The 13298-nt window shown below is 55.0% G+C and carries 14 protein-coding genes; 7 read left to right on the top strand and 7 right to left on the bottom strand.

Annotated features, from left to right (window positions below; translation table 11 throughout):
* Positions 1 to 23 precede the first annotated feature (23 nt).
* Positions 24 to 2984, top strand: a complete 2961-nt coding sequence (locus tag RS694_RS19450) for an O-linked N-acetylglucosamine transferase, SPINDLY family protein (RefSeq protein WP_081708574.1) — start codon at positions 24 to 26, stop codon at positions 2982 to 2984.
* A gap of 13 nt (positions 2985 to 2997) precedes the next feature.
* On the opposite strand, the gene RS694_RS19445 is transcribed toward RS694_RS19450, so the two are convergent.
* From RS694_RS19445 to moaC, 4 genes are read right to left on the bottom strand one after another with little or no spacing between them, the layout of a single operon-like run.
* Entirely contained in the window at positions 2998 to 3786 is a 789-nt protein-coding gene (locus tag RS694_RS19445; RefSeq protein WP_081708573.1) for a glycosyltransferase, read from the bottom strand.
* A 2-nt stretch (positions 3787 to 3788) separates the two neighbouring features.
* Entirely contained in the window at positions 3789 to 4472 is a 684-nt protein-coding gene (locus RS694_RS19440) for a class I SAM-dependent methyltransferase (protein WP_076069936.1), read from the bottom strand.
* A gap of 1 nt (position 4473) precedes the next feature.
* Entirely contained in the window at positions 4474 to 4950 is a 477-nt protein-coding gene (locus RS694_RS19435; protein ID WP_076069934.1) for a DUF2919 family protein, read from the bottom strand.
* A gap of 50 nt (positions 4951 to 5000) precedes the next feature.
* On the bottom strand, positions 5001 to 5504 hold the full coding sequence (moaC, locus tag RS694_RS19430) for a cyclic pyranopterin monophosphate synthase MoaC (protein WP_029706752.1): 504 nt from the start codon (positions 5502 to 5504) through the stop codon (positions 5001 to 5003).
* Between the two features lie 52 nt (positions 5505 to 5556).
* Between moaC and tfpZ the strand changes: the two genes are divergently transcribed.
* Both tfpZ and RS694_RS19420 read left to right on the top strand, forming a co-directional pair.
* Entirely contained in the window at positions 5557 to 6336 is a 780-nt protein-coding gene (gene tfpZ, locus RS694_RS19425; RefSeq protein WP_241463921.1) for a TfpX/TfpZ family type IV pilin accessory protein, read from the top strand.
* Positions 6337 to 6413: 77 nt separating this feature from the next.
* Entirely contained in the window at positions 6414 to 7889 is a 1476-nt protein-coding gene (locus RS694_RS19420) for a M48 family metalloprotease (protein ID WP_029706750.1), read from the top strand.
* Here RS694_RS19420 and RS694_RS19415 read toward each other — a convergent pair.
* Positions 7857 to 8210, bottom strand: a complete 354-nt coding sequence (locus tag RS694_RS19415; RefSeq protein WP_029706749.1) for a phage holin family protein — start codon at positions 8208 to 8210, stop codon at positions 7857 to 7859. The two genes, RS694_RS19420 and RS694_RS19415, sit on opposite strands and share 33 nt — an antisense overlap.
* A 264-nt stretch (positions 8211 to 8474) precedes the next feature.
* Here RS694_RS19415 and RS694_RS19410 point away from each other — a divergent pair, with 264 nt between their 5' ends.
* Positions 8475 to 9434, top strand: coding sequence for a TerC family protein (locus tag RS694_RS19410; protein WP_029706747.1), 960 nt, complete (start codon positions 8475 to 8477; stop codon positions 9432 to 9434).
* 60 nt (positions 9435 to 9494) lie between these two features.
* On the top strand, positions 9495 to 9926 hold the full coding sequence (locus tag RS694_RS19405; RefSeq protein ID WP_029706746.1) for a DUF3717 domain-containing protein: 432 nt from the start codon (positions 9495 to 9497) through the stop codon (positions 9924 to 9926).
* Between the two features lie 157 nt (positions 9927 to 10083).
* On the opposite strand, the gene RS694_RS19400 is transcribed toward RS694_RS19405, so the two are convergent.
* Both RS694_RS19400 and purB read right to left on the bottom strand, forming a co-directional pair.
* The gene (locus RS694_RS19400) at positions 10084 to 10644 is read right to left on the bottom strand and encodes a YaeQ family protein (RefSeq protein ID WP_029706745.1); all 561 of its coding nucleotides are present in this window, start codon (positions 10642 to 10644) and stop codon (positions 10084 to 10086) included.
* A gap of 87 nt (positions 10645 to 10731) precedes the next feature.
* Entirely contained in the window at positions 10732 to 12111 is a 1380-nt protein-coding gene (purB, locus tag RS694_RS19395; RefSeq protein ID WP_029706744.1) for an adenylosuccinate lyase, read from the bottom strand.
* A 95-nt stretch (positions 12112 to 12206) separates the two neighbouring features.
* On the opposite strand from purB, the gene RS694_RS19390 reads away from it, so the two are divergent.
* Positions 12207 to 12821: a glutathione S-transferase N-terminal domain-containing protein gene (locus RS694_RS19390; RefSeq protein WP_029706743.1), complete on the top strand. Its 615-nt coding sequence runs from the start codon at positions 12207 to 12209 to the stop codon at positions 12819 to 12821.
* A gap of 239 nt (positions 12822 to 13060) precedes the next feature.
* A complete protein-coding gene (locus RS694_RS19385; protein ID WP_029706742.1) occupies positions 13061 to 13288 on the top strand; it encodes a hypothetical protein in 228 nt (75 codons plus the stop codon).
* Positions 13289 to 13298 lie beyond the last annotated feature (10 nt).

Genomic DNA, 13298 nt, shown 5'->3' with positions numbered 1-13298 from the left:
GGCCATAAAGTCAGGCCGAGTAAATGTTAAAACATATTTTGCAAGCCATAAAAAATTGGATATTTCGGCTAATCCAATATATGCTCTCTGTGGGAGCAAATCTGGAACGTGCTGATAAATTGATGGCAAGTGGCGAGTTCAATCTTGCCATTAAGGAGATTAAAAATTATCTTAGGCGCGATCCACACAATTGCAATTTGTATGTTGCACTTGGAAATTGTTATGACCAACTTGGTGATAAAGCTCAGTTTAAGCATCATATAGAAATAGCGTATAGGCTTGACGATACAAACAATGCCTGTATTTACCATTGGGCTAGAGCTCTGGTCATCAGTAATCAGTGCGAATTGGCGCTGCCATTGCTTGCAATAATCAAAGACAGTACCTCATTTGCCGAGGCAGTTAATTCCGAATTGTCGGGAATATGTATGGCTCTCGGTGATGCATATAGGGCCAAAGAGTTTCAAATGACAGCGTGGCTAAGTGATTTTGATAGCTTACGCCACGCAAATGCCTACCTGTTCAGGCTCGCCTACAACGATAGCAATGATTTATTACTCGCACAAGAACACCAATTCTGGGCCGAAACACTTAAGCCAAAAACTAATAGGCTAACAAACTCAGTTTCCGGAGTAGGAACCCAAGGCTCATCTATATATTTGACTGGACAGCCAGTCGCCAAGCCCAAATCCCAAAAGATACGCATTGGCTATTGGGGCGCAGACTTTCATGAGCACTCTGTACGTTACTTTGCGAGGCCACTTCTCGCAAGCCACAGCACAGATCGTTTTGAAGTATTTATCTACAGCGAAGATACCGTCAAGCCTTCCGCTGACGTTCAAGCCAAGGCGTATCGAGAGATAACGAAAGATTTTTACGACGTTCATAGCCTGAGTGATGAGGCGCTGGAAACACTCCTTCGCTCACACGAATTGGATATTTTGGTCGATTTGATGGGCCACACATCTGCCAATCGAGTGCATTTGTTGAAGAATAAGTTTGCAAAAATCCAAATTACGGGCCTTGCCTATCCACCCACGACCGGCCACAGCTCGATTGACGTCAAAATGGTAGACCCGCATATATGGACTGCGGAGGCAAGTCAATATTACACCGAGAATCCACTGATACTTCCCGAGTCATTGTGGTGTTTTGATCCCATGGAAGAAGTGCCATACTTGGCTGAGCCACCCGTGCTCAAAAATGGATTCGTGACGTTCGGGTGCTATGGCAATGTCGCTAAAATAACACCACCAATACTGGCATGTTGGTATTTGATTTTACAAAAACTACCGATGAGTCGATTGATCATCCAATCCACAGTACTAATTGATAAAACAACTACCGCCGCGTTTCGGAAGAGATTGGTTGAAGCGGGAATCAAAGAAGAGCAAATTGACTTGAAAAAACCTTCTTTTGGCGCTGCATATTGGGAGTCATATCAAGAGATTGATATTGTCCTAGACACTTACCCGTTTAATGGCGGAACTACTTCATGCTTCGCAGCATATGTGGGTGTCCCGCTTATTACTTTGTCGGGAAAGTCACTAATTAGTCGCGTGGGGCGATCCATTATGTGCAACTTGGGTTTCCCAGAGTTTGCAGTTGACACGGCAAAAAATTATGTGGAGCGTGCCATCGAGGTTGCTAGCGATACAAATTTAATCGCAAAATTTAGGCGAGAGGCGCCTCAACGATTCAAAGAGTCCAGCTTGGGCAATGCCAAAAAATTTGCATTGGGGTTTGAAAATGCCATTGAAAAACTGCTTGAGCAGCATGCCAAAAATGAATTGGGCAGTCACTCCAGTGTCCCAGCCTTGGAGCAGGAGGTACTATTGCAACGGGCACAAATGGTTTTGTATAACGGTAACGTCGCGGCGGCGACGCGAATTCTCGATTTGTGTCTGAAGCATTATCCAGATTCTGGTGGTGCCATGTTACTAAAATGTCGACAGCTCGTCACCGAAAAATTTCATTTAGAAGCTCTGAACTTACTGAAACAAGAACATCCAAAATTGAGCATAGAGGATGCCCACGAAGCATTATTACTAGAGGCACGTTTGAATTTGATTCTGAATGAGCCGGGTGCCGCTTTGCAGGTACTTCAAAAACAGGCGCTTATGCCAGAGCCTAGCGATACACAAAAGATGCAGGGCGAGCTCTTAAGTACTGCCTTGTCGTTTGATGTGAGTGGTGAGCGCGAGTTGCCAACGTATCCGGCGCAGCAATCTATTTTGGTTTTGGTGCCGTGCGCTTCTGCAAAGATCGTCGAAGAGATCGAGCGCCATATGTATGCAAACTGTATTCATCCTGAACGATGGGACATTACATATCAACGCTGTGAGCCGAGCGAACGATTAAACGTTTATAACGACCTCATCACTTCATCCGAACCAGGTCTCGTGTTGGTGATGCAGCGCAACCTACGACCGTGGAACCGGAATTTTTTCTTTGAGGTGGTTGCCTCACTCGAACATTGCGAATTGCTGGGTTGCGCAGGTGCATTGGCTTGGCGTCAAAAAGACTGGAGTGTGGATGCTCCTAGCTTCAAGGCATGGGGTTTGCTGCGACCATCTCAACAGGCGCAGGATATGTTTGAGTTGCAGATTGCCGGAGCAGACCGCCGCAAAATTGTCGACGGTGCGGTAGTGCTTGACGGTAAATTTCTAGCATTTAAGCCCGCATTGATGGGTGAACTTCTGTTTGATGAGGACATGTCGGATTCGCAATCTTTGGCGGAAGAAGACTGGAGTAATCGCTTGCATTTGAGCGGGAAAAGACTCAGTATCCACAGAAATCTGGGATTGCTCATTACTGAATCGTTGGTGAGTTTTCCAGCACACAGTACCCAGGGTCAACAAAGACTATGGGAACGCTTAAACTTGGATCCACTGAGTCTCTCAATAAGGGATTATTCCAGTATTTCTGTGCCAATTAAATTGCCAGAAGACGGTGTTGTAATAGCTTCTCAATATTTAAACTGAATAAATGGAATTATTAGACGGAGTCCCATTTTTGAAGATATAGCTTATACGCATCGTTCCAGCTTGAGCTTCCAAAAGAGCCGCTACTCTCATGGATTAATGAAAGCGACCAAGTGCCCAGCGTGAGCCCGGTTTTGATTGCAGTCCGGCAAAAATCTATATCATAAAAATGGAATTTAAAATTTTCGTCAAAGGTAACCCTCGATCGCTTCAAATTAATGCACCTAGCTGCCAAAAATACACCGTCTAAGGCTTGGCAAGCCATTGGAACTGGGCCGTATTTTGAAACTGTGTATGATGAAATGATGCCATGAGCTATTGCGCCGGATAAATACCCCGAATCCCAAACAACCCCGTTGTTTTTTACTTCCTTGAAACACCATGCAGGCTGGCGGGGCAACAAGCGTACGTTACCAGCCACTCCCACGACGTCATAGCGAGCAAGTGCCTTGCGAATTTGAGTCAAGAAATCCGGGTCATTCAGATACACGTCGTCATGTAGAAAAATCAATAGATCGGCTGCTGGCGTAGACCGTATATGCTGGTTGTAAAGCTTTGGCAGGCCGTCTTTATTTTCATAGTGAATATGAAATTGAACGCTTGGTGTGTCTCGCCATCTAAGAATGCTCTTCCCCAGTGAAGAAGTTTTCCAGAAATCGTGCTCGTTAAGTCGGGTTGCGCTGATGAAATGAATCGTCCCGCTAACTGGCTTAGCTCCCAACTCTCTCAAAATATTGCCAATCAGAGTGCCACCTAAGAATGTACGTGTTGAATTGCGCAACCAAATTAGTGGGTGGATCATGTTTAAAGAGCCTTGCGTCCAACCAATACAAACTGCAGCACCATACCCCTATGAATTAATGCATCCGGAGAAACGCTCAAATTCAAGGCAAGTGCCTCCAAATCCTCCATGACAGACAGCCCTTTGGGTTCGTCAAATATCCGAGGGACCACGGTTTCAACGGACAACCCTGCAGACTCCACTAAATGCACCATATCTTCTAGAGTGAACCATCGGATGTGCGTGCGATCGAATAGTCCCGAATCTTGACGAGGCCAACTTCCGGCGACCAAATTGGCAAAAACAGACCAATGTTGAACATTGGGTATACAAACTATTGCACATCCACCCGGTTTGAGTCGGCGGGCTGCCTCATTCATTACCAATTGGGGATCATACAAATGCTCCAGAACATCACCCAAAATAACATGATCAAAACTGTTCAAAGGCAATGCCAGTGATAATTCCTCATCCGAATCCCAGTCTTTAACGTGATCAATATTCCTGAGTAATCCCATATCAAGAATCTCAGAGGCTAATGCCAACTGGTCCTCAGCTATTTCAACGCCGACATAATATATATTCGGTGTATTAACTCGAACCGCGCGTGCAAGTGCACCGGCGCCACAGCCAAATTCACAAATAGATGTAGCCGTAACAGGGATCAAATCCAGAATAGTCTGGTTTACATTGTCGTAATAAGACATTTTATTCTTTGGGTGGAAATTCGTTAAACACTTGTTTTAGATAGTCAGAGCCCCAGGTGGCAAATACCGCAGTCAGGTCTAGCACGCCACATGAAACTAAAAATAGTTCTGGCCAGCGCTCCCAATAGTCACTATGCAGAAGCCACCATACTAAAAAATACAAATTAGCTGCGGCAGTTAGGGCAATGATTATCCGGCCGAGTGGCCAAATGAATCGCGCAAGTCGTCCACCATTCGGGTGTCTAGAAAATCCAGCATAAATCAATATCACAACGGGTAGTTCACATATCAGCACAATCCAGAAGCCGGCATTTGTTAGCAGGAAGCCGCCCCTCCCTAAGATTTCTGGCGACATGATGCTTGTGAGTAAAAACCCCCAAAAACGAGCCAGAAAAAATAAAGAAAACCAAAGCGATGGGGGAATTTTTAGTATCCCATGCTGATCAATTTCCAAGTAGCGTTCGTCCAATTCACTCATAAATCACGACATATACAGCCTTTGGCCGTTTAAGTATTCATTTGGTTGGATTAACACCGAGGAATTTCTCTCGTGAAGCTGCCTGACTGTCCACCGTGTTTTTCCAATAACCTGACATCGGTTATTGTCATGCTCCGGTCAACCGCTTTGCGCGCGTCATAGATTGTGAGCAAAGCAGTTTGCACTGCGGTCAGGGCCTCCATTTCCACGCCAGTCGGCCCAACCGTTTCGGAGGTCACAGTACACTCAATACAGGAAGCCTGCAAACTGTTGGTGCGATTTACTGAAAAATCCACTGCAACCCCCGGGGCTAAGGCAATGGGATGGCACAAAGGAATTAGATCACTGGTCTTCTTTGCGCCTTGAATTCCGGCAATGCGCACAATGCCAAGTACATCGCCCTTCTTGGCATTGCCGGTCTCAATGAGCGCGAGTGTCTCGGGCCGCATTTCGATGCGGCCGGTTGCCACGGCGGTGCGGTGAGTAATAGCCTTTGCGGCAACATCTACCATATGGACTTGACCATGGGTGTCGAAATGGGTGAGGGTACTCATATCGGCAACTTTACCCGAGGTTCACGCTCAACATATAAAGTACCACTTTTCTATGGATATGTTCTCCTACCCACCGTCTTTCTGGCGCGACCGACTGCAAGCCAGCGTCATTCATTTCACACTGAGCTTCGTTGTTACTACGCTGTCGGCCTTACTGGTGTTTGGCCTTTGGTACCCCTACCCCTACCGCGAGATTTCAGGTGGGCGTGAATTGTTCCTCTTGGTTGTGACGGTGGACGTTATTCTCGGGCCCCTGATTACCCTGGCGGTCTTCAATCGCACCAAACCGTGGGCTGAATTGCGGCGTGACCTAGCCATTGTGGCGGTGCTGCAACTCGCTGCATTGGGCTATGGCCTGTGGACGGTGTCCCTCGCCCGGCCGGTGCACATGGTGTTTGAATATGATCGATTCCGTGTAGTGCACGCCATCGATGTGGCTCCTGAGTTGCTAGCCCGAACCCCGCAGAATGTGGAGGCGTTACCGCTTATGGGGCCTTCTCTTCTGGCGTTGCGTCCATTCAAAGACAACAAGGAAAAAATGGATGCGACGATGGCAGCCCTGCAGGGCGTGTCTTTGGCCTCTCGACCCGACCTGTGGCAACCCTATGCGCAAGCCATCCCGGAGATCCTTAAGGTTGCTAAACCCATCACCGAACTGACAGCCCGATTTCCGAACCAGGCAGCAGACATTGCACGCGTACTTGCCGACGCTGGCCGCCAGCCGGACGGATTGCTGTACTTGCCTCTGGTCGGTCGCAAATCCTTCTGGACCGTATTCCTGGACCCGATTGATGCCCACATCGTGGCCACCATGCCGCTAGACTCATTTTGACCCGATTTTTTAGAATAAATAGCTCTCCAGTCCTTTCCCGTATTGCGCAAGCAGCTATTGTTTGTATAGCGCTTGGTATGGCGGGCAATGGCTGGACGCAGTCAACACCCGCGCGCTCTAGCACCGGATTGCCCAATCTCGGCGATGGCAGCGGCATGACGCCTTCTGCCGAACGCAAGCTGGGCGATCGCATTGCGCGGGAGCTGTACCGCGACCCGGACTATCTGGATGACCCGGTCATCATGGAGTATGTGCAGTCGATCTGGCAACCGCTGCTGGCCGCTGCACGGCTGCGCGGCGAGCTGCCGCCGGAACTGGACCAGGCCTATGCCTGGGAGCTTTTGCTGGGCAAAGACCGCTCGGTGAATGCCTTTGCCTTGCCCGGCGCCTATTTCGGATTGCATCTGGGGCTGGTGGGGGTGGTCACCAGCCGTGACGAGTTGGCCTCGGTGCTGGCGCACGAGCTCAGCCACGTGACCCAGCGGCACATCTCCCGCCTGATCACCCGCCAGGGCGAGCAGACCCCCTGGCTGATCGGCGCGATGATTTTGGGCGCGCTGGCGGCCAGCAAAAATCCGGGTGCCGCCAATGCCGCGATTGTGGGCGGGCAAGCGGTCGCAGCGCAAACCCAGCTCAACTTCTCACGCGACATGGAGCGTGAGGCCGACCGTGTGGGTTTTGGCGTCATGAGCCAGGCCGGTTTTGCGCCGCAGGGTTTCGCCAGCATGTTTGAGAAGCTGCAGCAGGCCTCGCGCCTCAACGACGGCGGCAACTTCCCTTACCTGCGCAGCCACCCGCTGACTACCGAACGTATTTCCGACATGCAGTCGCGTGTGCCCCAGGGCGCCGCTGCGGTCACCCTGGGCGGTGAGCTGGACCAGGCCATGGTCGCAGCGCGCGCGCGGGTGTTGTCCAACACTGCGGTGGATGGCTTGCGCAATTGGGCGCTGGAGGTGGAGCCGACGCGCCTGGCCCGCCTTGCGCCGTACCAGCAAGCCGGTGCGTTGTATGGCGCTACCTTGGCGGCCATCAAGCTGCGGGAAAACGCGGCAGCGCTCCAGGCGTGGACGCGCCTGAACGAGCTGGTACGCAACGATGCGGCGGCTGCCCGTCTTGCGCGGCTGTTGGGTGCCGAGTTGTATTTGGCCCAGGGCGACACCGCACGCGCGCAGGCCCTGCTCAATGACGGTGAGGCCAAAACCAGCCGGGCAGAACTGTTTTTACTGACACCGGTGCGCGTGCGTACTGGCCAGGCCAAGGCCGCGTCGGAAAGTCTGCAGATTTGGCTGGTCGACCATCCGCGCGATGCACAGGCCTGGCAGTTGTTGGCCAGTGCCTACGCGGCGCAGGGCCGCAACGTGGCGTCTATCCGTGCCGAAGCGGAGGTCAACGTGGCCCAGCTCGACTACGCCAGCGCACTGGCCCGTTTCAAGGCCGCGCAAGAGCAGGCGCGTTTGGGTGGTGCGGGCGCCGACCACTTCGAGGCGTCCATTGTGGACACCCGCGCGCGGCAGATGGAGTTACTTCTTCGAGAACAGGCGCTCGAGCGCTGAGTCAATCACCATGCCCAGCAGGGTGTAGAGCAGCGAACCGATCAGTGCGGCCCAAAAGCCCTGCACGTGGAAGCCGTCCAGAACGCTGGCGGCCGACCAGAACATCAGCGCGTTGATGACAAACAGGAACAGGCCCAGGGTGAGCACGGTCACCGGCAGGGTCAGCACCACCAGCAGCGGGCGCACGATGGTGTTGAGCAGGCCCACCAGAAAAGCCGCAATCATCGCGGCACCGAAGCTTCTCACTTCCACACCACTGTACAGATGGGCTACGGCCAGCAGGGCGGCTGCGCTGAGCAGCCATTTTGCGATCAGTTTCATGGCGCAAAGCATAGCACCGCGACCAGCCAAAGTCCCCCTTTTCTCCGGGCCCAATATCGGCGCCTGTTGCAGGCACAACCCCCCGCTGCGACACTTGCACCACTTCAAAAGGGGAGTAGCGACCTTGTGGCCCAGTGCCATCAAGCGCACGTGTTTCGTCAGTACGTTGCCATGTCACCATGGCAGCCGGAGCACGTAGAGGGGCCAAGCAGCCCTATCCCGCAAGACCTTTTGAGACGTTCAACCCGTTGATAAGGTCTTGTCATGCAAACCATTGCACCCCTGTGGCTGTGGGCCACTTTTGTCGGCATCGTTCTGGTGTCCCTGTTCATTGACTTCGTCGTGCTCAAAAAGCAGGGCGCACACGACATCGGCGTCAAAGAGGCGCTGAACTGGTCGCTGGTCTGGGTCGCGCTCAGCTTCCTCTTTAACGGCCTCTTCTGGTGGGCCGTCAAGGACAGCACCGGCTCCATCGAGATGGCCAACACCAAGTCGCTCGAATTCCTCACCGGCTACCTCATCGAGAAGTCGCTGGCGGTGGACAACATCTTTGTGTTCCTGATGGTCTTCACCTACTTTGCGGTGCCTACGCACTACCAGAAGCGGGTGCTGATGATAGGCATCATCGGTGCCATCGTGCTGCGCACCATCATGATTCTGGTGGGCGGCTGGCTGCTGGCCCAGTTCCACTGGATCCTCTATGTGTTTGGCGCTTTCCTGATCCTCACCGGTGTGAAGATGTGGTGGGCTGCAGGCCAAGAGCCCAGCCTGGACGACAACCCCGCACTCAAGCTGCTGCGCAAGGTGTTGCCCGTGAGCAAGAACTACGACGGCGAGAAGTTCTGGACCGTGGAAAACGGCAAGAAAATTGCCACGCCCCTGCTCATGGTGATCTGCCTGGTGGCGCTGACCGACGTGATTTTTGCGGTGGACTCCATCCCTGCCATCTTCGCCATCACCAGTGACCCGTTCATCGTGCTGACCAGCAATGTGTTTGCCATCCTGGGCCTGCGCGCCATGTATTTCCTGCTGGCTGCGGTGGCCAACAAGTTCCACCTGCTCAACTACGGGCTGGCCGTCATTCTGGTGTTCATTGGTACCAAGATGTGCCTGATCGATATCTACAAGATCCCCGTGGGCGTGTCCCTGGGCGTGGTGGTGGGCATTCTGATTGCCACCATGCTGCTGAGTGTGCGCTCGGCCACGGCCGATTCCAAGCGCTAGTCCCATGCCCGGACCAGGGGCAGGCGCTGCGGTATATGATGCGCCTCCCCTTGAGACACCATGGCAGGCATACACATTACCGACATCGAGTCGGCCATCAACTACTGGCGCGGGCGTGAGCCCTCGCCTGATGGCGTAGCCCTGCCCGCGCCGACGCGTGCGCTGGCCGAGGTCTATGCCCTGCTGGTTTTTTACCATGAGGTGGAGGCCGACGCCCGCACCATGCCGAAGAAGGCGCTGGAGGCCTGGCTTGAGTGGTACCACTCCACGCCCGACACGCCCTGCATCGCCATCTGCTCCACCAGCCAGGGCGACGAGGTCTGCAAGGGGTGTGGGCGCACGTTTGAAGAAGTGCAGCTGTGGCCCGAGATGCAGCCCGCTGACAAACGCGCCACCTGGCGGCGCATCACGCTGGACGCGACCTCCTGGCGTTTCAACAAATACGCCGAGCGGGCCGCCGAAGGCAAGGCAGAGTCGCTACCAAAAGAGTAGCTGCTTGCGCAAGCTGCACGCGGGCTGCAGGCACATTTTGTGCTCAACTCCGTTCGCACTGAGCCTGTCGAAGTGCAGCGCTTTCTATCCCAAGCCTTCGACCCCTTCGACAAGCTCAGGACAGGCGGCTCAGGCCGAACGGTGGGACGGGAGGACGTTACTTCCAGCGAACCGGCTCAATGTCCACCGTGTTCGCGCCGTCCCCCAGCATCAGCACACCTTCCTGAATCGTCGCCTGCAATTGCATGCTGCGCTGCGCCAGTTTGGCCAGCGCCTGCGAGGTGACGGAGGGAATGCGCCAGACCTGCAGCTTGTCCAGCCGCGTCAGCTTGGTTTCAATGCCTTTCCACCAGATGTCGGCGGAGTGGGCAAAGCAGTACAGAAGCACCGCATCGGCCTTGTTGCAGGCCTTGGAGATGGGTTTGTCTTCGGGCTGGCCCACTTCGATCCACAGGCGTTTGTGCCCCGTGAAGTCGGTCAGCGAGACATCGGGGTCTTCCACGTCGGACAAGCCCGCGCCAAACGCCAGCGTGCCGTCGCCGTTGCATTCACTTTGCAGCTTGTAGGCGTTGAACGCCAGTGCGGCCAGGCGCACCATCATGCGTTCGTCGGTCTCGCTGGGGTGGCGGGCCAGGGTCAGCGCATGGTCGGCGTAGTAGGCGTGATCAATGTCTGCAATCTGCAGATTGGCCTTGTAGATGGTGGACTTGAGTGCCATGGCGCTATCAAAAACAAAGCGCCTCGCACCCATTCGGTATGGGCTGGAGGCGCATTGGGTTGTTAAAAAGAGGCTTGGACGCGCTTTTTATACACGTTTCGCGAGTTCTGCCGCTTTGCCGATGTAGCTGCCCGGCGTCATGGCCAGTAGGCGGTCTTTTTCGGCCTGGGGAATCTCCAGCCCGGCAATAAAGCCCTGCATCAGCTCACGTGTCATGGCTTCGCCGCGGGTGAACTTCTTGAGTTGTTCGTAGGGCTGCGGCAGGCCAAAGCGGCGCATCACGGTCTGTATCGGCTCGGCCAGCACTTCCCACGACGCGTCCAGATCGGCAGCAATCGCAGCCTCATTGATTTCCAGCTTGTTCAGCCCGGTCATCAGCGAGCTGTACGACAGCACGGCATAGCCCAGCGCGACGCCCATGTTGCGCAGCACGGTGGAATCGGTCAGGTCGCGTTGCCAGCGGCTGATCGGCAGCTTCTCGCTCAGGTGCTTGAGCAAGGCGTTGGCCAGGCCCAGGTTGCCTTCTGCGTTTTCAAAGTCGATGGGGTTGACCTTGTGCGGCATGGTGGACGAGCCCACCTCGCCGTCCTTGAGCTTTTGCTTGAAGTAGCCCAGGCTCACATAACCCCAGATGTCGCGCGCCAGGTCGATCAGGATGGTGTTGGAACGCGCCACCGCGTCAAACAGCTCGGCCATGTAGTCGTGCGGCTCGATCTGGATGCTGTAGGGCTGGAAGGTCAGGCCCAGGCCCAGTGGCTCGGGGGTTTCAATCACTTTCTTGCTGAAGGCTTCCCAGTCGAAGTCGGGCCAGGCGCTCATGTGGGCGTTGTAGTTGCCCACGGCGCCGTTCATCTTGGCCATGATCTTGATGGCGGCAATGCGCTCGCGCGCCGTGGCCAGGCGGACCACCACGTTGGCGATTTCCTTGCCCACGGTCGTGGGGCTGGCGGTCTGGCCGTGGGTGCGGCTGAGCATGGGCACGTCGGCAAACGCGTGGGCCATGCCGCGCAGCTTGGTGATTACGCCGTCCAGCGCCGGCAGCACCACCTGGTCGCGTGCGGCCTTGAGCTGCAGCGCGTGGCTGGTGTTGTTGATGTCTTCGCTGGTGCAGGCAAAGTGCACAAACTCGCCGGCGCCCATCAGTTCGGGGCGGGCTTCAAACTTGGACTTGATCCAGTACTCCACGGCCTTCACGTCGTGGTTGGTGGTCTTCTCGATCGCCTTGATGGCTTCGCCATCGGTCTCGCTGAAGTTCTTCACCAGGCCCAGCAAGTAAGTGCGTGCTCCGGGGGTGAGTGGCTTGAATTCGGCAAAGCCTGCGTCGCTCAGGGTGATGAACCAGGCCACCTCCACCTGCACGCGGCGGTGCATATAGCCCTGCTCGCTCATCAGGGGGCGCAATGCGGCCAGCTTGCCGGCGTAGCGGCCGTCCAGGGGGGAAAGTGCGGAAATGGCGGAGAAAGTCATGCCCCAATTGTAGGTTGTGCGCCACGCCCTTCCCCATGGGGGTTTAAGGGAAACCCCAATGGATAGAATCCAAGCAAAGCAACTACAGATACCCCATGAAATTACTCGGATCGACTTCCAGCCCCTATGTGCGCAAGGTGCGCGTGGTGATGGCAGAGAAGAAACTGGACTACACCCTCATCACCGAGGACGTCTGGGCGGCCGACACCACCATTGCCGAATCCAACCCGCTGGGCAAGGTGCCTTGCCTGATCATGGAAGGCGCCGAAGCGCTGTTTGACTCGCGCGTCATCGTGGAGTACCTGGACACCCTGTCCCCCGTGGGCAAGCTGATCCCCGCCGTGGGCCGCGAGCGCGCGGAGATCAAGACCTGGGAAGCCCTGGCCGATGGCCTGATGGACGCCGCCATCCTGGCACGCCTGGAAGCCACCTGGGGCGGCCGCACCAAGGCCCAGCGCAGCCAGAACTGGATCGACCGCCAGATGCGCAAGGTCAACGATTCGCTGAAGGCCATGAGCCGCGGCCTGGGCGACAAGCCCTACTGCGCAGGCATCCACCTGAGCCTGGCCGACCTCGCCGTGGGCTGCGCCGTGGGTTACCTGGACTTCCGCTTCCCGCAGATCGACTGGCGCACCGAGTACCCGAACCTGGACAAACTGCACGACAAGCTCATGCAGCGTCCCAGCTTCGCGGATACCGTGCCCGTTTAAAGCGCCACTGAAAAATACTTCCGTTCGGGCTGAGCCTGTCGAAGCCCTTTGCAGGCGCTTCATTTGCAAGGGCGGCGCTTCGTCCTTCGTCCTTCGTCAAGCTCAGGACAGGCCAAGCTCAACGCGAACGGACGGAATCAGTAGGGCCTCAAGCAACAGGCCCCGGCTGGTGACCAAGCTGCGGCCATTTCGATACGCGGCTTACATCGTTTTACATCCGGCATGGCCCCAAATCGGGCATGGGCACGTACATTGTGCAGACCATGCTGAAGTACAAAACGACTTACAAATGCTGCCAATGCGGCGCGACCAGTTACCAGCAGGTCATTGACCGTGCGGACAACGGAGCGCTCCAGGCCACGGGCCAGTACAAGTGCACCGGATGTCGCAATGTGTTTGCCACCCTCAAGGCGTGGTGGACGCCGCGCAGCAGCCCGGAACTGCAGGCCAACAGCCGCTTTGGCTGACCTGCTTCAC

The sequence above is a fragment of the Rhodoferax saidenbachensis genome, from assembly GCF_001955715.1.
Lineage (GTDB): Bacteria > Pseudomonadota > Gammaproteobacteria > Burkholderiales > Burkholderiaceae_C > Allorhodoferax > Allorhodoferax saidenbachensis.
Note: the sequence above shows the minus strand (reverse complement) of the source record. Positions and strands in the feature narration are given on the sequence as shown.